This is a genomic window from Streptomyces sp. NPDC005866 (assembly GCF_040629895.1).
Lineage (GTDB): Bacteria > Actinomycetota > Actinomycetes > Streptomycetales > Streptomycetaceae > Streptomyces.
In genome coordinates this window covers 36,752-54,426 of sequence record NZ_JBEXWP010000024.1, presented here as the reverse complement: position 1 = coordinate 54,426, position 17,675 = coordinate 36,752, and the positions used below count along the sequence as shown (strand labels likewise).

Below are 17,675 nucleotides of genomic sequence, written 5' to 3'. Positions count from 1 at the left end.
GTTCATCCCCGGGAGGAAGCGGTTCGGTCGCGGCCGCCGGCACCGGCGAGCGCGAGGAGCAGGGCCCAGGTCACCAGGAGACTGAGCACGGAGACGGCGACGGACATCTGGGCCTGCGAGCCGCCGACGTTGTAGATCCACACGGCGAAGGGCTGGAAGCCGAGCAGCCGGGCGACGGTGAACTCGCCGAGCACCAGCGCGAGGGTGAGGAAGGCCGCGTTGAGGAGCGCCCCGCGCAGATTGGGCAGGACGGCCCGGACGAGCGCCTGCGGCCAGGTGGCACCGCAGCTGCGGGCGGCCTCGACGAGGGTGCGCACGTCGATCGCGCGCAGCCCGGCGTCCAGCGCCCGGTAGACGAAGGGCAGCGCCATGACGACGTAGGCGAGGACCAGGACGACCGGGAAGGCCGGGTTCTGCATGGCGACGAACGTCTGGAACAGCGGGGTCCTGGACAGATAATCCGGGCCCCACTTCAGCACGCTCGCGATCCCGGCGACGAACGCGATCGGCGGCACCACCAGCGGCAGCGAACAGACGATCTCGACCACGGGCCGCAGCCCGGGCGCGCTCAGCCGCAGGGCGACCACGGCCGGCACCATCAGCAGCAGCACCACGACGATGGTGGCGACGGCCAGTTCCAGCGAGAGCAGCAGGCTGGGGAGGAAGCCGTCGGCGGACAGGATCTGGCTGTAGGCGTCGAAGGTGACGCCCTGGCCCGGCACGTCTACGGTGAAGACGACGGAGGCGCCCAGCGGGACCAGGAAGTAGAGGGCGGCAAGGCCTAGGACGGCCCAGCGCCACGGGGTCAGGCGTCGAGCCATCGGGCACTCCGTCGTTGCAGGGGCAGGTACACGGCCATCACCAGGCCCGCCACCAGCACCATGTCCAGGCTCAGGGCGAGGGCCACGTTCTCCTGGCCGACCAGGACGTTGCCGGAGAGGGCGTCGGCGATCTGCAGGGTGACCAGCGGGACGGCGCTGCCGACCATCGCGGCGGCGGTGGCGTAGGCGGCGAAGGCGCTGCCGAAGAGCAGCACGAGACCGCCGAGCAGCGAGGGCGCGAGCACGGGCAGCGCCACGAACCGCCAGTACTGCACACCGGTGGCGCCGTTGTTGAGCGCGGCCTCCCGCCACTGCGCCCGTAGCCCGTCCAGGGCCGGGGTGATGGTGAGGACCATCAGCGGGACCAGGAAGTAGAGGTAGACGAGGACCAGTCCCCAGAAGCTGTACAGGTCCCAGCCGTGGTCCGCGAGCCCGAGGTGCACGGTCAGCACACCGGCGTTGCCGAGGGTCGCCACGAAGGCGAAGGCCAGCGGCACGCCGCCGAAGTTGGCGAGCACACCGGAGGCGGTGAGCACGGCCTCGCGCAGCGCCCGGGAGCGGGAGCTGACGACGGCCTGCGCGAGCGGCAGCCCGAGGACGGCCGCGAGCCCGGCGGAGAGAGCGGACAGCTGGACGCTCCCGACGAGGGCGGTGAGGTACGGCCCCTGCAGCGAGTCGCTGAGATTCCGCCCGGTGTACGAACTCGTCCCACTGACCGGGTCCTTGACCGTGAAGGCGCCGTTCAGCATGGCCACGGCCGGCAGCCCGAAGGCGACGGCCGTGAAGACGAGCAGCGGGACGACGGCCAGCCAGCCGGGGGCGCGGCGCCGCCGCTTCTGGGAAGCGGCGAACGCCACGTCGGCCCGCGTGAGCGGGGCCGTCATCCGGAGACGGCCTTCGACCAGCCCTGCGCGATTGCGGTCTTGGCCTTGCCCTGCTGGGCCTCGGTCGGGAAGGAGGGCGTGCCGGAGACCGCGGGCAGCTTGGCGGCGGCCGTCTTGTCGAGGGTTCCGGCCTTCTCCATGGGGGCCATCAGGACCGGACGGGCGTACCCCTTGAGCCACAGGTTCTGGCCCTCGGTGCTGTACAGGTACTCCTGCCACAGGCGGGCGGCCGCCGGGTGCGGGGCGTCCTTGTTGATGGCCTGGGAGTAGTACTGAGCGTACTGCCCGTCGCTGGGGATGGAGACCTTCCAGTCCACGCCCTTGGACTTGAACTCGTCGGCGTACCCGGCGTTCAGGTAGTCCCAGTCGATGGAGATGGGCGTCTCGCCCTTCTCCACGGTGGCCGGGGTGGACTCGACGGGCGTGTAGTTACCGTTCTTCTTCAGCTGGCCGAAGAGGTCGAGACCGGGCTGGATGTCGTCGAAGGAGCCCTTGTTGGCGAGCGCGGCCGCGTACACGCCGCCGAAGGCAGAGCCGGACTTGGTCGGGTTGCCGTTGAGGGCGACCTGGCCCTTGTACTGCGGCTTGAGCAGGTCCGCGAAGGTGGTCGGGCAGGTCTTGACGCGCTTGGCGTCGCAGCCGATGGAGATGTAGCCGCCGTAGTCGTTGTACCAGCGGGCCTGCGGGTCCTTCTGGCCGGTGGGGATGTCGGCGTACGAGGTGACTTTGTACGGCGCGAGCAGCCCCTGCTGGGCAGCGCTGAGCGCGAAGGACGAACCGAGGTCGAGCACGTCCGGGGCCCGGTCCTGGCCCTTCCTCGACGTCACGGCGTTGATCTCGTCCTGGCTGGAGCCGTCGGGGCTCTCGTCCTCGATCTTGATGCCGTACTTCTTCTGGAAGCCGTCGATGATGGCGCCGTAGTTCGCCCAGTCACGGGGCACGGCGATGATGTGCAGCGTGCCCTCCTTCTTGGCCGCGGCGACCAGCTTGTCGATGCCACCGAGATCGGCGGCGGAGGTGGCGGTGGCGGCGTTCTTGCCGTCGGAGGTGGTGGACGACGCGTTGTCGGGGGCGGCGCCGCAGGCGCTCAGGGCGAGCGCGGCAACGACGGCTAGGGAGCCGCCAAGGACGGCGGTTCTCGGCAGGGACACGGTCACGGTCTCTCCAGGGAGTACGCACGAGGGTGGGTGGCACGTAGCGCGAACTTGTATGAACAAGTCGGCCTCAGTACGCCCGTCGCGAATGTCCCATCCATGAACGCAGAAGAAACACCAGCCCCTGTTTCCCTGCACATTCACGGCTGACGCGAAGCACCCCAGAACGTCGATTAGGCTGGTCACGCTGTGCACAGCGGCCTACTCAGAGGGGAAGCATGACGGCGCGACACGAGGAGATCGCCGACGGGTTGCGGCGCGCCATCGACCACGAGGAGTACACCGTCGGCAGCCGGCTGCCCTCGGAGACGGAACTGGCGGCGCAGTACGGCGTGTCCCGCGGCACCGTCCGCCAGGCCGTCGCCGCGCTCACCTCCGAGGGGCTGATCGGCTCCCGCCAGGGCGCCCGCCGGGTGGTGCTGGCCAGCCGCCGCAGCCAGAGCTTCGCGGAGTTGCGCAGCTTCGCCCAGTGGGCGCGGGCGATGGGCCGCGAGGCCACGGGCCGGGTCGTGACCCAGGAGTACCGGCCCGCGGTGCAGGAGGACGCCATTCGCCTCCAACTCGCCATCGGAACACCGGTGTTGCACGTCCTCCGGGTACGCGGCCTGGACGGCGAGCCGGTGCTGCTGGAGCGGACGGTGTACGCGGACTGGATCTCCCAGGCGGTGCAGGCGATAGAGCCGGAGTGCCCGTCGGTGACTCAACGCCTGTACGAGGACACGGGGTTGGTCTTCGCGTACGGCGAGCACGTGATCGACGCGGTCGCCTGCGGCGCGCGGGACGCCGAATTGCTGGGGGTACGCCGGTCGGGTCCGCTCCTGCGGGTGCGGCGGGTGACGACGACGCGGGAAGGGCAGCCGGTGGAGTGGTCGGACGACCGGTATCGGCCGGATGCGGTGAGCTTCAGTGTGCACAACTCCATTGGGAGCAATGCGCTGGCGCGGAAGACCGCGGAGTAGGGCTCGGGGGGGCTGTCCTATGCCGGGCGCGGGTGGTGTGTGGCTTGTCGCGCAGTTCCCCGCGCTCCTGAAGCCAACTCAGCTGGTCCCACCTTTAGGGGCGCGGGGAACTGCGCGATCAGCCACGACTCACCCGCGCCCGGCATACGACCGAACCCCCCGAGCTCTCCCCGCACTCACCCCGGCGCCCCCGAAGAGAACCTCCTCAGCAGCGGCGACAGCACCAGCACCGACTTGGTCCGCTCCACGAACGGCTCCCCCGCGATCCGCTCCAGGACCCGTTCGAAGTGCCGCATGTCCGACGCGAAGACCTGCACGACCGCGTCGGCCTCACCGGTGACCGTGGACGCGGCCACCACCTCCTGGTAGCGCTCCAGGCCCCGCTGGATGGTCTCCGGTGAGGTGTTGCGCCGGCAGTAGATCTCGACGAACCCCTCCGTCTCCCAGCCGAGGGCGACTGGATCGACCCTCACGGTGAAACCCGTGATCGCGCCGGTGGCGCGCAGCCGGTCCACGCGCCGTTTGACGGCGGGCGCGGACAGGCCGACCAGTTGCCCGATGTCCGCGTAGGAGCGGCGGGCGTCCTCGGCGAGGGCGTGCACGATGCGTTCGTCGAGATCGTTCAGCAAGGAGTCGTTCAGCTCTCAGGTGTTGCAAGACGGGACCGGCGATAGCCGTATACGAAGTAGAACACGAGCCCGACCGCCATCCAGACACCGAAGACCACCCAGGTGACGGCCGAGAGGCTGCCCATCATCCAGACGCAGAAGCCCAGGCCCAGCGCGGGCAGCAGCGGGGACAGCGGGACGCGGAAGGTGCGGGGCATGGCCGGGCGCGTCCGGCGCAGTACCACCACCGCGATGTTCACCAGGCCGAAGGCGAACAGTGTGCCGATGCTGGTGGCGTCGGCCAGCTGGCCCAGCGGGATCGCGGCGGCGAGGACACCGCAGAAGAGGGAGACGATCACGGTGTTGGCCCGGGGCGCGCCGGTCTTCGGGTGGACCTTGGCGAACACCTTGGGCACCAGGCCGTCCCGGGACATCGCGAAGAGGATGCGGGTCTGGCCGTAGAGCACGGTCAGGACGACGCTGGCGATGGCGATGACCGCGCAGGCGGCCAGCAGGGTGCCCCAGAAGCTCTGGCCGGTCACGTCCCGCATGATCTGGGCGAGCGCGGCCTCGGAGTCGTTGAACTGCCGCCACGGCTTCGCACCGACGGCGACGGCCGCGACAAGGACGTACAGCGCCGTCACGATGACCAGCGAAAGCATGATGGCCCGCGGCAGGTCGCGCTGCGCGTTCTTCGCCTCCTCGCCGGCGGTGGAGGCGGCGTCGAAGCCGATGTACGAGAAGAACAGCGTCGCCCCGGCCGCGCTGACGCCGGCCATGCCCAGCGGCATGAAGTGCGCGTAGTTGCCGGACCTGAAGCCCATGAAGCCGATGGCGCAGAACAGCACCAGCGCGCCGATCTTCACGCACACCATGATCGTGTTGGCGCGCGCCGACTCCTTGGCACCACCGAGCAGAAACACCATCGCGAGGAGTACGACGACCAGGGCGGGCACGTTGAAGAAACCGCCGTCGACGCCGGGCGGCGCGGACAGCGCCTTCGGGAGCGTGACGCCGACGGTCCCGGCGAGCAGCTCGTTGAGGTACTCGCCCCAGCCGACCGCGACCGCGGCGACCGAGACGCCGTACTCCAGGAGCAGACACCAGCCGCAGACCCAGGCGATCAGCTCACCCATCGTCGCGTATGCGTACGAGTACGAGGAGCCGGCGACCGGGATGGTGCCCGCCAGCTCGGCGTAGGAGAGCGCCGAGAACAGCGCGGTCAGCCCGGCGATCACGAAGGAGAGGGTGACGGCCGGGCCGGCCTTGGGGACGGCCTCGCCGAGGACCACGAAGATGCCGGTGCCGAGGGTGGCACCGATGCTGATCATCGTCAGCTGCCAGAGCCCGAGGGAACGCCGGAGCGTTCCCCCTTCACCCTGCCCGCCCTCGGCCACCAGCCGCTCGACGGGCTTCCGCCGCATCAGACGGGCACCGACGGAGGGGGAAACGTCGGTTGGTGGGGGTGCGCCTTGATCAAGCACGCGCGGCTCCTTTGTCGCTGCGGGTCCAGAGGCGGGTGGGGACCGACGGCGCCCCGTCCCGCCGGGGCCCATCGAGCGGGGTCCCAGCCACGCCACGTACAGCGCATGACCCTATGAGCCAGGCCTTCACGGATGTAATGCAGCAACCTTGCACATATACGCAAGATTGTTGCGTGTGTGGTCGGAGGGCGCACATTCATTGCACGCAGTCGGCGTCGCACCCCCAAAGGAGCGCGGGGAACCGCGCGACCAGCCCCCACGCACCCGCACCCGAGAAGGGCGAGGCCGTCCCCTCACGGCGCCGCGAACGAACGGTTCAGTTCCAGCTCGCGTGCAGCGGCTTGCCCTCCGCGTAGCCCGCCGCACTCTGGATCCCCACGATCGCCTTCTCCGCGAACTCCTCCAGGGATCCCGCACCGGCATAGGTGCACGAGGACCGCACGCCCGCGATGATCGAGTCGATCAGGTCCTCCACCCCCGGCCGGGCCGGGTCGAGGAACATCCGGGACGTCGAGATGCCCTCCTCGAAGAGCGCCTTGCGGGCCCGGTCGTAGGCCGACTCGTCGGACGTCCGGTTGCGCACCGCGCGCGCGGAGGCCATGCCGAAGGACTCCTTGTACAGCCGCCCGTCGGCGGCCTGCTGGAGGTCGCCCGGCGACTCGTAGGTGCCGGCGAACCAGGAGCCGACCATCACGTTGGACGCGCCCGCGGCCAGCGCCATGGCGACGTCACGCGGGTGCCGGACACCACCGTCGGCCCAGACGTGCTTGCCGTACTTCTTGGCCTCGGCAGCGCACTCCAGGACCGCCGAGAACTGCGGCCGGCCGACGCCGGTCATCATGCGGGTGGTGCACATGGCGCCGGGCCCCACGCCGACCTTGATGATGTCCGCGCCCGCGTCGACGAGGTCCTTCACGCCCTCGGCGGAGACGATGTTGCCGGCCGCGATCGGGACGTGCGGGTCGAGTCCGCGGACCAGCCTGATCGCGCTGATCATCGACTCCTGGTGGCCGTGCGCGGTGTCGATGACGAGCGTGTCGACGCCCGCGTCGAGCAGCTGCTTGGCCTTGTCCGCGAAGTCCCCGTTGATCCCGACGGCGGCGGCGATGCGCAGCCTGCCGTGCGCGTCGGTGGCCGGGGTGTACAGGGTGGCGCGCAGGGCGCCCTTGCGGGTGAGGATGCCGGCGAGCTTGCCGTCCTGGTCGACGGCCGGGGCGTAGCGGCGGTTGGCCGCGTCCAGCTTGTTGAACGCCTCCCGCGGGTCGATGTCCGCGTCGAGCAGCAGCAGGTCACGGGACATGACCTCGGCCAGTTGGGTGAAGCGGTCGACTCCGTTGAGGTCCCGGTCGGTGACGACACCGACGGGGCGGCCGTCCTCGTCGACGACGACACCGGCGTTGTGCGCGCGCTTGGGCAGCAGGGCCAGCGCGTCGGCGACGGTCTGGTGCGGGGCGAGCACGATCGGGGTGTCCAGCACCAGGTGGCGGCTCTTCACCCAGGTGATGACATCGGTGACCACGTCGATCGGGATGTCCTGCGGGATCACGACGAGTCCGCCGCGCCGCGCCATCGTCTCGGCCATCCGCCGGCCCGCGATCGCGGTCATGTTGGCGACGACCAGCGGGATGGTGGTGCCAGTGCCGTCCGGCGAGCTGAGGTCCACGCCCTGACGCGAGCCGACCGCGGAGAGGCTCGGCACCATGAAGACGTCGTCGTACGTCAGGTCGTACCCGGGCTGGATGTCATTGAGGAAACGCACGTGCCGCACATCCCAGTCGATCAGAGGTGACCCCCGGACCGGCCGGCCAAGGGGAAAAGCACGTACTTGATTGTCCCATGGCGACCGGTATGCGGTGCCCGGGACGAACGTCCAGGCAGGTCAGAGGGACTTAGGAGGAACCTCCAAGAGCCGTTTCGCACGGCTTCGCGCGTCAGCCGAGGGCGAGTGCCACCGTCAGTCCCGGTTCGTCGGCGGCCGCCTGGGCGAGCACGTCCCGGGCGGTCTTCCACTCGTCCGGCCGGGTCCTGGCGTATCCCTGCCAGTCGGTGACGACGAGAAGGAGCCCGCGGTCGACCGCCTCCGGCGGCCAGACCGAGGGATCGCGGAGGCTGTCGGAGAGGGCGTCCCAGTTACGGCCGAACCAGTCGGGCAGGCTCAGGGCGGAGGCGGCGCGGTCCATGAGAGCGGCCTTGTCGGCGACACCTGCGAGGTCGAGCGTGACCAGATGCGGATTCGTCGTCATCTCAGCACCGCCCGGGAGGGGTTGTCAGGATCACCCGTGTAGTAGATCCCACCGGTGCGCCGGGTGACAATGCGCACCAGCGAAGTCGCTCGTCATCCTTTCGCACCGGCCGCGGGAGCCTCGGGCAGGTCGTCGAGGAAGTCCCCGGACGGTGCATGGAAGAGCGTGCCGGTGACCGCCGTGGAGAAGTCGAGGATCGGGTCGTGGGTGGCGTCCGGCGTGCCCAGGAACATGTTGCGCAGCATGCGCTCGATGACGTCCGGCGTACGCGCGTACCCGATGAAGTAGGTGCCGAACTCGCCGTGGCCGGGGCTGCCGAAGGGCATGTTGTCACGCAGGATCTGCAGCTCCTCGCCGTCCGGACCGGTGACGGTGTTCAGGTCGACGTGGGAGGCCGGCTCCTCCAGTTCGAGGTTGGTGGCCTTGGTACGGCCGATGATCCGCTCCTGCGCCTCCACCGGCAGCGCGTTCCAGGCGTCCAGGTCGTGGACGTACTTCTGCACGACCACATAGCTGCCGCCGGCGTGCACGGGGTCCTCCGCACCGATCAGCACGGCCCTGTGGGCGGCGGCGCCGACCGGGTTCTCGGTGCCGTCGACGAAGCCCAGCAGGTCACGGGCGTCCAGGTACTTGAAGCCCTGCACCTCGTCCTCGACGGTCACCGCGTCCCGCAGCCGGTGCATGATCTCGGCGGCGAGCCCGAAGCAGAGGTCGAACCGGGTGGCCCTGATGTGGAAGAGGAGATCACCGGGGGTGGCGACCGCGGTGTGCCGGGAGCCTGCCAGAGGCCGGAAGGGATGGAGTCCGGCCGGGCGCGGGTGGTCGAACAGCCGGTCCCAGGCGTCGGAGCCGATCCCCGCGACACAGCTCAGGGCGGCTTCCGGCGCGCCGAACCCGAAGCTGCGCCGGAGCGAGCTCAGATCGCCCAGGACCTCCCTTACCCGCTCCTCCTGCCCGGGGCGGACGGTGACCACCAGGAAGATCGCGGCGGTGGTCAACGGTCCGAGCACCGGCTGTGGTTCGGCTCCCCCTGCGGGCTGGGGTTCAGTGGTCACCGCGTCCTCCCGATGCGATCGGCGCTCGGCCTGTCCTACACATAAGTCACACAGACAAGTCGTACACACAAACTCGGTTGTCGGCGTTCAGCCGATGCAGACGCTCCATGCGACAGCGTCGAGATCGCCAAAGAGGAAGACGCCGGCCCGGGGGCCGCAGGTGCCCCCCCGGGCGAACAGGCGCTCGCAGCGCCCGGATGTGTCCTCGATGTGCCGTGCGGCCCGGTCCGGCGCCGTATGACACCTTCGGCGGTAAGGAGCAGCTCATCCGCGCCTACCTCGACTCCCGTCACGCCAAGGTCTCCGACCGGCTGCTACGCGCCGTCGCCGGCACCGACGATCCGCGGGACCGTCTGCTGGCGGTCTTCGACGCGAAGGCCGCGCTCTTCACCGAGCGGGGCTACCGCGGCTGCGCCTTCGTGGCGGCCAGCGCCGAGGCTAGACAGGGCAGCGCCATCGAAGAGGTCTCGGACGCTTACCGGGCCTGGGTCCGGGCTCTGTTCACCGACCTCGCCCGGGGCGCCGGCGCCCCGGATCCCGAGGGCCTCGCCCACCAGCTCCACCTGCTGTACGACGGGGGCGGCCTGTCCGTGCGGATGGACCGCGACCCGTCGGCGGGCGCGGTCGCCCGGCAGGCGGCCGCCGTACTGATCGACGCGGCCCTGCCGACCCGATCCTGAGGGCCCGTTTCGGGAAAGGGCTTCACCGGCCCGGGAGTTGGGTGCCTGACCCGGCCGCGGACAGGCAGAGGTGCCACGGCAGCGTGGTCTACCGATGCCGCCGCGGCGGCGCCACGATCGCCGTCAGGAACCGTCCGGGTCGGAACGGTTCAGCGTCGGCTTGGGCGTCGGCCCCGTCGTCATCAGATAGTCGGCGGCCGAGGTGTCGGTGACAAGACTGGTGACCAGCCCCGACCTCAGCACCGCGTCGATCGCGGCCGCCTTGCGCTGCCCGCCCGCGATAGCGACGACCTCGGGGATACGGCGCAGCTGGTCGGCCTTGACCGTGATGCACCGTTCCCCCAGGTCCCGTCCGACCCGGCGGCCGTCGGCGTCGAAGAGGTGCGCGGCCATCTCGGCGGCGACGCCGAGCGTGGCGTAGTGCGCACGCTCCTCGTCACTGAGCATGTCGTGCACCGTCGAGATGCCGCGCTCCCAGGAGCCGATGGAGACACAGGCGACCGTGACCTTGTCGAAGTACTCGAAGGCCCGGGCGATGCCGGTCTGGTTGCGCAGCGCGGCCGCGGTGGCCGCGTCCGGCAGCAGCATCGGCGCGTAGATGGGGTGGGCGTCGCCGCCCGACACCTGGGCGGCGCGCCGGACGGCCTCGACCGAACCGCGCTCGGAGGTCCCGGCGTCGTACACGCCCGTCAGCTGCACCACCGTGCACGGGGGCAGCCGGTCGAGCGCCGCCGCCATGTGGATGGTGGACCGGCCCCAGGCGAGACCGAGCACATCGCCCTCGTTGACGAGTTCGCCGAGCAGGTCCGCGGCGACCTCGCCGAGGTTCTCGGGGTCGGGGGTCTCCTCCGCCTCGGCCGGGGACTCGACCACGACGGCGTGCCGAAGGCCGTAGCGGGCGCGGAGCGCGTCGGAGCGCTCGGCGTCCAGCTCGGCCGGCACACGGATCTCGATGCGTACGAGATCCCTTTCGAGGGCAGTCTCCAGTACCCGGGCCACTTTGAAGCGGCTGACGCCGAACTCCTCAGCGATCTGGATCTTGGACTTGCCCTCAAGGTAGAAGCGGCGGGCCATGGCCGCCGCCTGCACCAGCTCAGCGGGTCCCATCCGCATGGCTGACCGGCCCGCCGACATACCCGACACGGCCATCTCCTCACTGCTGTTCACGCTCTGGATACGCCGTTCATCCTTGCAGATCCGGCGCAGTCGATCAGCCCTGATCGGAGCCGTTCACGTTCCCGTACCTCAGTGGTCGCACGCCCATGACGCGGCAGCGGCGGCCCCCTCGGCCTGCGTGCGTAGTGCACGTACCGCCTCTGCCGGGTCGTTTGCCCCGTACACCGCCGAACCTGCCACAAAAACGTCGGCTCCGGCGTCCGCGCACCGCTCGATCGTCGTCGCCGAAACTCCACCATCGACCTGCAGCCACAACTCCAGCCCGTGCTTGCTGATCAACTCCCGGGAGCGGCGGATCTTCGGCAGCATGATGTCGAGAAACGCCTGACCGCCGAAGCCCGGCTCCACCGTCATGATCAGCAGCATGTCCAGCTCGGGCAGCAGGTCCTCGTACGGCTCGATGGGCGTCGCGGGCTTGAGCGCCATGGAGGCGCGGGCGCCCTTCGCCCGGATCTCGCGCGCGAGCCGCACGGGGGCGGCCGCCGCCTCCACATGGAAGGTGACGGACGAGGCACCCGCTTCGACGTACTGGGGTGCCCAGCGGTCGGGGGCCTCGATCATCAGATGGCAGTCCAGCGGGGTGTCCGTGGCCCGGGCCAGGGACTCAACGACCGGCACACCGAGCGTGAGGTTCGGGACGAAGTGGTTGTCCATGACGTCGACGTGGAGCCAGTCGGCGCCTTCGACCGCCTTCGCCTCGTCCGCGAGGCGGGCGAAGTCGGCGGACAGGATGCTGGGGTTGATCTGCACGGCCATGCGTCAAGCGTGCCATGCCCCGACAGGGAGGGCCGAGTGGGGTTCGGGGGCGGTTCCGCGGGTGCGGCGCGTCAGCCGGTCCTCCGGATCAGGGCCAGGTACATGGCGTCCGTGCCATGAAGGTGGGGCCAGAGCTGCACATCGGGCCCCCCGCCCAGCTCCGGCACACCCGGCAGCAACGGGCGCGCGTCCAGCAGCTCCGTCTCCGGACGCTGCTTGAGGACGTCCTGGACCACCGCACGCGTCTCCGCGAGGTGCGGGGAGCATGTGGCGTACCCGACGACGCCGCCCACCCGCACCGAGTCGATCGCGGTACGCAGCAGCCCACGCTGCAGCGGGGCGAAGTTGTCGAGGTCCTCGGGACGGCGGCGCCAGCGGGCCTCCGGGCGGCGGCGCAGGGCGCCGAGGCCAGTGCACGGCACGTCCATCAGGATCCGGTCGAAGGTGCCCGGGCGCCACGGCGGCCGGGTGCCGTCGGCCGCGATCACCTGATACGGCCCCGGGTTGCCGTGCAGCGCCTTCTCGACCAGGCCGGCCCGGTGCGGCTGCTTCTCCGAGGCAAGGAGTGCGGCCCCGCGCTCGGCGGCGAGCGCGGCGAGCAGCGCGGCCTTGCCGCCGGGCCCGGCGCAGCCGTCGAGCCAGGTCTCGTCCGGGCCGTCGAGCGGCGCGTTGGCGAGCGCGAGGGCCACCAGCTGGCTGCCCTCGTCCTGCACGCCGGCCCGGCCCTCCTGCACGGCCTCGATGGCGCCGGGCTCCCCGCCCTCGCTGAGCCGCACCGCGTACGGCGACCAGCGCCCCGGCACGGCCGCTTCCTCACCGAGCAGTTCCCCGGTGGTGGCCCGCCCCGGCCGGGCCACCAGCGTCACCTCGGGCCGCTCGTTGTCGGCGGCCAGCAGTTCCTCGATCCCCGCACGGCCGCCGCCCAGGGAGTCCCAGAGCGCGGAGACGACCCACCGCGGGTGCGAGTGCACGACGGCGAGATGGTCCTCCGGGTCCTGGTCGTAGGGCGGCGCGACCTTCGCCAGCCAGCCGTCGAGATCGTCCTGCGCGACCTTGCGCAGCACGGCGTTGACGAACTTGGCCCGCCCGTCGCCCAGCACCACCCGGGCCAGCTCGACGGAGGCGGACACGGCGGCATGGGAGGGGATGCGCGTGCCCAGCAGCTGGTGCGCCCCGAGGCTCAGCACGTCCAGCACCGGCGGGTCGACCTCGCGCAGCGGCCGGTCGACGCACTCGGCGATGATCGCGTCGTAGGTCCCCTGCCGGCGCAGCGTCCCGTACACCAGCTCCGTCGCGAGCGCGGCGTCCCGCCCGTCGAACTTGTCGGGCCCCTCCTTCTCCCTCGCCTTGCGCAGCAACGGCGGCAGCACGAGGTTGGCGTACGCGTCCCGCTCGTCCACGGCGCGCAGCGCCTCGAAGGCGAGGAGGCGGACGGGGTCCTTGTGGGGACGACGGTAGGGCTTGGCGGGCCGGCGCGGCCCCCGGGACTGCTGGCTCACGAAAAAGGTGCTCCGGGTATGGGAAGGATGCGACTCCCAGCGTACGCCGCGCACACCGGAAAGCCGCTGCTGAGAAGGGGCGGCTCAGTCGCCGAGGGTCTCCCCGGCGCCGATGCGCACACCACGCGCCCAGTCGGCCGCCCGCATCGGCTTCTTGCCCTGGGCCTGCACCCAGAGCAGTTCCACGGCGTAGGACCCCGTCCCCACGTGCGCGCTGTTCTTTCCGACGGCGATCTGGGCCGGCGCGAGATCGGTCCGCTCCGGCGCCGGCGTCACCTGGATCAGCTTGAGCCGCTCACCGCGGAAGGTGGTCCAGGCACCGGGGGCGGGTGTGCAGCCGCGCACCACCCGGTCGACCCGCAGCGCGGGCGCCGACCAGTCGACCTTCGCATCCTCGACCGTGATCTTCGGGGCGACGGTGATGCCCTCGGCTGGCTGCGGTACGGCCTTGAGCGTGCCGTCCTCGATACCGTCCATGGTCGCGGCGAGCAGCCCTGACCCGGCGAAGGCGAGCCGCGTCAGCAGATCACCGCTGGTGTCGGTGGGCCGGATCTCCTCGGTGACGGTCCCGTAGACGGGCCCGGAGTCGAGGCCCTCCTCGATCAGGAAGGTGGACGCGCCCGTGATCTCGTCGCCCGCCATGATGGAGTGCTGGACGGGCGCCGCCCCTCGCCAGGCCGGAAGCAGCGAGAAATGCAGATTGACCCACCCATGGGCCGGCACGTCGAGCGCGACCCGCGGCAGCAGCGCACCGTAGGCGACCACCGGACAGCAGTCCGGCCCGATGGCCTTCAGCCGCTCCAGGAACTCCGGATCGCGCGGCTTCGGCGGCCTCAGCACCTCGATCCCGGCCTCCATCGCCCGCTCGGCCACAGGCGAAGCGGCCAGCCTGCGGCCCCGCCCGGCCGGCGCGTCGGGCCGCGTGACCACGGCGGCCACCTCGTGCCGCCCGGAGGCGATGAGGGCGTCCAGAGCGGGAACGGCGACTTCGGGGGTACCGGCGAAGACAAGCTTCATGGGCGACTGAGGGCCTCTCGGGCGGGACCAATACGGGCAACGCACAAGTCTATGCCGCAACCCAAAACCGACACCCACAGACCGCATCCCACAGGTCGCTCAACCCCTCTGCCGACGCACGGGCGCTGCCCGGGCGGGAGAACACGAGTAGACGAGAACTCCCGGGTGGTGCACACCCCGCCGCAGGGCGTACGCATATGCCCATACGCCCCCACACCGTGACCAGCGGAGCGCCCACGCGTTGGTCAAGTAAGAGTTGACCACAACGGGCCGCATACGCGGCCCATTCCTTTCAACGCCGGTTCGAGAGGCTTGTTCATGGCCGACCACGCAACCCACGACGCCCAGGCCCGGGCCAGCCTGCACTTGTTGGTGCGGGACATCGAGCGGGTCCGCCGGCAGGTGGACGCACTGCGCACGCTCACCGCCCAGTTGGGCAACGTCTACCGCCCGCGCCGCTCCGGCCCGTCCACGGGCTTCGTCGTCTACGGACGCGCCCCCGCCCCGACGGTACGCCTCGCCCAGGAGCTCAGGGACAGTGTCGAAACCCTGGTCACGGCCGCCGTGGACTTCGACCGCTCACTCGGCTTCTCGTGGGACGCGGTGGGCTCCGCGCTCGGGGTGACCAAGCAGGCGGTGCACCGCCGTTACGGCGCACGTCGCGCCGCGGCCCAGCCGGCGCCGGCCGCCGAGACCGAACGGCCGGCAGAGGCGTCCGGCTCCCGCACGGTCAACGTGAGCACCGGCCTGCCCACGGTCCCCACGGTCCCGGCCGCCCGCTCCATGCCGACGCAGCCGACCGCGGGCAGCCCCACCCTCCGCGACGAGGCGAGGCCAACAGCCTTCCCCGGCCCGCGCAACGGCTGACCCAGACAATCGCCGGCCCAGACCATGGCTGACCCTGACAACGGCTGACCTCAAGGGGTTGACCCGCCCGCCCTCTGCCCTCCCGGCAAGCACCGGGAGGGCAGCCGTCTGCCCGGCCGTCTCCCCCGCTGCCCTCCCGCGCCTTCCTCCGCCATCTCCGTCTCAGCCGATGTCCGGCGGATCGATCCGCACCCGTACGGCCTCCCCACCGCCCCGCGCCATCCGAGCGGCCTGAGCCGCCTTCAGCGCGGCCGCCAGCGCGGCGCCGCTCCCGGGCGGCACCCGTACCAGCGCCCGCTCCCAGTTCTCCCCGGGCGGTGGCGCCCCCGCCCGCCGAGGCGCCCCGGCCCGCACCACGGGCACCGGCACCGGCCCCAACACTTCCGCGTCCGGCGGCAGTTCGGCCGTCGTGAGGAACTCCGCGAGCGCCTCCGCCGGCCCCGACACCGCCGCCATCCGCGACACCGGCGGAAACCCCAGCTCGGCCCGCTCGGCGAGTTCCCGCACCGCGTGCCCGACGGGATCCCAGCGCACCAGCGCCTGCACGGGCCGCAGCGTCGGTTCCGCGACGACGACCACGGTGCCCCCCTCTGCCTGCGGCCGCACCAGCGCCCCGGTCGCGATCCACCGGCGCAGGGCATCCTCACCGGCCCGCAGATCGGGCCGCCCGAGCATCGCCCAGCCGTCCAGCAGCAGGGCGGCTGCATAGCCGCCCTCGGCGACCGGCTCGGCGCCCGGTGTGCTCACGACAAGCGCGGGCGTCCCCGGCACGGTGTCCAGCACATGCTCGCGCCCCGAGGTCCGCACCGGGACGGCGGGAAACGCCCGCCCCAGCTCCTCGGCGGTCCGCCGGGCCCCGACCACCTGTGCACGCAGCCGGAAGCCGCCGCACTCGGGGCAGTGCCAGTCGCCCTGCTCACGCCCGCACCACCCGCAGCACAGCGCACCCGCGTCCCGCGCCTCCAGCGGACCGGCGCAGTGCCGGCAGCGCGCGGGTTGACGGCACTGGGCGCAGGCCATCCGGGGCACATAGCCGCGCCGGGGCACCTGGACCAGCACCGGCCCGTGCCGCAGGCCGTCCCGGACGGCCTGCCAGGCGAGCGTCGGCAGCCGCGCGGCCCGCGCGGCCTCGTCCCGCGCGAGGTCGCCGTCGCCCACGGTCCGCACCAGCGGCGCGGACCGCCGTACCTGGTGCCGCCCGGCGACCAGCGGCCGCGCCCAGCCGTTCTCCACAAGCTGTGCGGCCTCCACCGTGCAGCTCCAACTCCCCAGCAGAAAGCCGCACTTGTCCAGCGCGGCGCGCAGCAGCAGGACATCCCGCGCATGCGGCTGCGGAGCGTGCTGCTCGCTGTGGCTGTCGTCCCCGTCGTCCCAGACGGCGACAAGCCCGAGGTCCCGTACCGGCGCGAACATGGCGGCCCGCGTCCCCACCACCGCCCGCACCGAGCCGCGGCTGACGGCGAGCCACTGCGCGTACCGCTTCTCGGGCCCGGCGTCGGCGGTGAGCAGCGCATGCCGTCCCTGGCCGAGGACCTCGGTCAGCGCGGCATCGACCCGTGCGGCGGCCCGCCCGTCCGGTACGACGACGAGCGCACCGCGTCCGGAGGCGAGCGTGGCGGCGACGGCCCGGGCGAGCTCGTCGCTCCACTCGGGTCCCGGCAGGGCGTTCCACACGGCACGCGGCGCGCCGCCGGAGGCCAGCGCCTCGATGAAAGCGGGCCCCTGCTCGTACCGCGTCCAGGAACCGGCGTCCGGTGGGCCCGGCGGCGGCAGCGGTTCGGGCGAGGGCCGCTTCTCGGCCCGCGCACTGCGCGGCGGCACGGCCAGCTGCAACACGTCCGCGAGGCTCCCCGCGTACCGGTCGGCGACGGCCCGCGCCAGCCGCAGCAGCTCCTCGCTCAGCACCGGCTCGGGTGACACCACCTGGGCCAGTGCGGCCAGCGGTCCCGAGTAGTCGGACTCGGGGAGCCGCTCCACGAGGAACCCGTCGATGAGCCCCCCGCCCTCCCGGCGCCCGTCCCGCACCCGGTGCCGGCCGGCTCCGAACCGGACCCGCACCCGCACCCCGGGCTGCGCGTCGGCGTCCAGCTCGGCCGGGACGGCATAGTCGAAGTACCGGTCGAGGTGCAGCACACCCTTGTCCACGAGCACCCGCGCGACCGGCAACCGCTCGGCCAGCTCGGCTCCCCGCCAGGTCCGCGGCTTGGCCCGGGGCGCCTTGGCCCCCCGCACACTCTCCCGGATGAGCGCGAGCTGCTCCGGCGGCGCCCCTTCGGCGCCCCCGCCCCCCTGCCCGTTCTCGCTGCTCACCCTTGCATTCTTACCAAACGCCACTGACAACGGCCCTGGCGCGAAGCAGCGTTCCACCCTCCCCGCAGGGCCGACGCGCCGCCCGCGGCACCGGCCACGGAGCGGCGGCGTGTGTCATGACCGGCCCACGACGACGCCGGCTCCTGGCACCGTGCGGTGATT

General features: G+C 71.7%; 16 protein-coding genes. 3 read left to right on the top strand and 13 right to left on the bottom strand.

Annotation, left to right across the window (positions count from 1 at the left end):
• Window positions 1-2: 2 nt before the first annotated feature.
• From ABZ396_RS30105 to ABZ396_RS30095, 3 genes are read right to left on the bottom strand one after another with little or no spacing between them, the layout of a single operon-like run.
• On the bottom strand, window positions 3-821 hold the full coding sequence (locus ABZ396_RS30105) for an ABC transporter permease subunit (RefSeq protein WP_358926647.1): 819 nt from the start codon (window positions 819-821) through the stop codon (window positions 3-5).
• Window positions 806-1,705, bottom strand: coding sequence for an ABC transporter permease (locus ABZ396_RS30100; protein WP_358926648.1), 900 nt, complete (start codon window positions 1,703-1,705; stop codon window positions 806-808). The genes ABZ396_RS30105 and ABZ396_RS30100 overlap by 16 nt, the downstream gene beginning before the upstream one ends.
• The gene (locus ABZ396_RS30095; protein WP_358926649.1) at window positions 1,702-2,862 is read right to left on the bottom strand and encodes an extracellular solute-binding protein; all 1,161 of its coding nucleotides are present in this window, start codon (window positions 2,860-2,862) and stop codon (window positions 1,702-1,704) included. Before ABZ396_RS30095 ends, ABZ396_RS30100 begins: the two co-directional genes overlap by 4 nt.
• A gap of 215 nt (window positions 2,863-3,077) precedes the next feature.
• On the opposite strand from ABZ396_RS30095, the gene ABZ396_RS30090 reads away from it, so the two are divergent.
• A complete protein-coding gene (locus tag ABZ396_RS30090; protein WP_358926650.1) occupies window positions 3,078-3,818 on the top strand; it encodes a GntR family transcriptional regulator in 741 nt (246 codons plus the stop codon).
• Window positions 3,819-3,994: 176 nt separating this feature from the next.
• On the opposite strand, the gene ABZ396_RS30085 is transcribed toward ABZ396_RS30090, so the two are convergent.
• From ABZ396_RS30085 to ABZ396_RS30065, 5 genes are all read right to left on the bottom strand, one after another.
• A complete protein-coding gene (locus ABZ396_RS30085; RefSeq protein WP_358926651.1) occupies window positions 3,995-4,447 on the bottom strand; it encodes an Lrp/AsnC family transcriptional regulator in 453 nt (150 codons plus the stop codon).
• An 8-nt stretch (window positions 4,448-4,455) separates the two neighbouring features.
• On the bottom strand, window positions 4,456-5,910 hold the full coding sequence (locus ABZ396_RS30080; RefSeq protein ID WP_358926652.1) for an amino acid permease: 1,455 nt from the start codon (window positions 5,908-5,910) through the stop codon (window positions 4,456-4,458).
• Window positions 5,911-6,226: 316 nt separating this feature from the next.
• Window positions 6,227-7,669 (bottom strand): GuaB1 family IMP dehydrogenase-related protein, encoded by a 1,443-nt coding sequence (locus ABZ396_RS30075; protein WP_358926653.1) that lies wholly within the window; start codon window positions 7,667-7,669, stop codon window positions 6,227-6,229.
• Window positions 7,670-7,841: 172 nt separating this feature from the next.
• Complete coding sequence (locus ABZ396_RS30070; protein WP_358926654.1) at window positions 7,842-8,153, bottom strand: barstar family protein; 312 nt, start codon at window positions 8,151-8,153, stop codon at window positions 7,842-7,844.
• A 92-nt stretch (window positions 8,154-8,245) separates the two neighbouring features.
• Window positions 8,246-9,208 (bottom strand): Dyp-type peroxidase, encoded by a 963-nt coding sequence (locus ABZ396_RS30065; protein ID WP_358926655.1) that lies wholly within the window; start codon window positions 9,206-9,208, stop codon window positions 8,246-8,248.
• A 215-nt stretch (window positions 9,209-9,423) separates the two neighbouring features.
• Between ABZ396_RS30065 and ABZ396_RS30060 the strand changes: the two genes are divergently transcribed.
• Window positions 9,424-9,888, top strand: coding sequence for a TetR/AcrR family transcriptional regulator (locus ABZ396_RS30060; RefSeq protein WP_358926656.1), 465 nt, complete (start codon window positions 9,424-9,426; stop codon window positions 9,886-9,888).
• 123 nt (window positions 9,889-10,011) lie between these two features.
• On the opposite strand, the gene ABZ396_RS30055 is transcribed toward ABZ396_RS30060, so the two are convergent.
• From ABZ396_RS30055 to fmt, 4 genes are all read right to left on the bottom strand, one after another.
• Window positions 10,012-11,055, bottom strand: coding sequence for a sugar-binding domain-containing protein (locus ABZ396_RS30055; RefSeq protein ID WP_358926657.1), 1,044 nt, complete (start codon window positions 11,053-11,055; stop codon window positions 10,012-10,014).
• A 78-nt stretch (window positions 11,056-11,133) separates the two neighbouring features.
• Window positions 11,134-11,820: a ribulose-phosphate 3-epimerase gene (rpe, locus tag ABZ396_RS30050; RefSeq protein WP_358926658.1), complete on the bottom strand. Its 687-nt coding sequence runs from the start codon at window positions 11,818-11,820 to the stop codon at window positions 11,134-11,136.
• Window positions 11,821-11,891: 71 nt separating this feature from the next.
• Window positions 11,892-13,319: a transcription antitermination factor NusB gene (locus tag ABZ396_RS30045; protein ID WP_359186384.1), complete on the bottom strand. Its 1,428-nt coding sequence runs from the start codon at window positions 13,317-13,319 to the stop codon at window positions 11,892-11,894.
• A gap of 84 nt (window positions 13,320-13,403) precedes the next feature.
• Complete coding sequence (gene fmt, locus ABZ396_RS30040; RefSeq protein WP_358924968.1) at window positions 13,404-14,336, bottom strand: methionyl-tRNA formyltransferase; 933 nt, start codon at window positions 14,334-14,336, stop codon at window positions 13,404-13,406.
• 318 nt (window positions 14,337-14,654) lie between these two features.
• On the opposite strand from fmt, the gene ABZ396_RS30035 reads away from it, so the two are divergent.
• Window positions 14,655-15,203 carry a hypothetical protein gene (locus tag ABZ396_RS30035; protein ID WP_358924970.1) on the top strand — a complete coding sequence of 183 codons (549 nt, stop codon included), beginning with the start codon at window positions 14,655-14,657 and terminating at the stop codon, window positions 15,201-15,203.
• Window positions 15,204-15,365: 162 nt separating this feature from the next.
• Here the strand turns inward: ABZ396_RS30035 and ABZ396_RS30030 are convergent, their stop codons facing one another.
• Complete coding sequence (locus ABZ396_RS30030) at window positions 15,366-17,513, bottom strand: primosomal protein N' (RefSeq protein WP_358924972.1); 2,148 nt, start codon at window positions 17,511-17,513, stop codon at window positions 15,366-15,368.
• Window positions 17,514-17,675: the final 162 nt, after the last annotated feature.

Excerpts from the sequence above, each read along its gene's own strand:
- ABZ396_RS30105 (WP_358926647.1), bottom strand. The coding sequence starts at position 821 with ATGGCTCGACGCCTGACCCCGTGGCGCTGGGCCGTCCTAGGCCTTGCC.
- ABZ396_RS30100 (WP_358926648.1), bottom strand. The coding sequence starts at position 1,705 with ATGACGGCCCCGCTCACGCGGGCCGACGTGGCGTTCGCCGCTTCCCAG.
- ABZ396_RS30090 (WP_358926650.1), top strand. The coding sequence starts at position 3,078 with ATGACGGCGCGACACGAGGAGATCGCCGACGGGTTGCGGCGCGCCATC.
- ABZ396_RS30070 (WP_358926654.1), bottom strand. The coding sequence starts at position 8,153 with ATGACGACGAATCCGCATCTGGTCACGCTCGACCTCGCAGGTGTCGCC.
- rpe (WP_358926658.1), bottom strand. The coding sequence starts at position 11,820 with ATGGCCGTGCAGATCAACCCCAGCATCCTGTCCGCCGACTTCGCCCGC.
- fmt (WP_358924968.1), bottom strand. The coding sequence starts at position 14,336 with ATGAAGCTTGTCTTCGCCGGTACCCCCGAAGTCGCCGTTCCCGCTCTG.
- ABZ396_RS30035 (WP_358924970.1), top strand. The coding sequence starts at position 14,655 with ATGGCCGACCACGCAACCCACGACGCCCAGGCCCGGGCCAGCCTGCAC.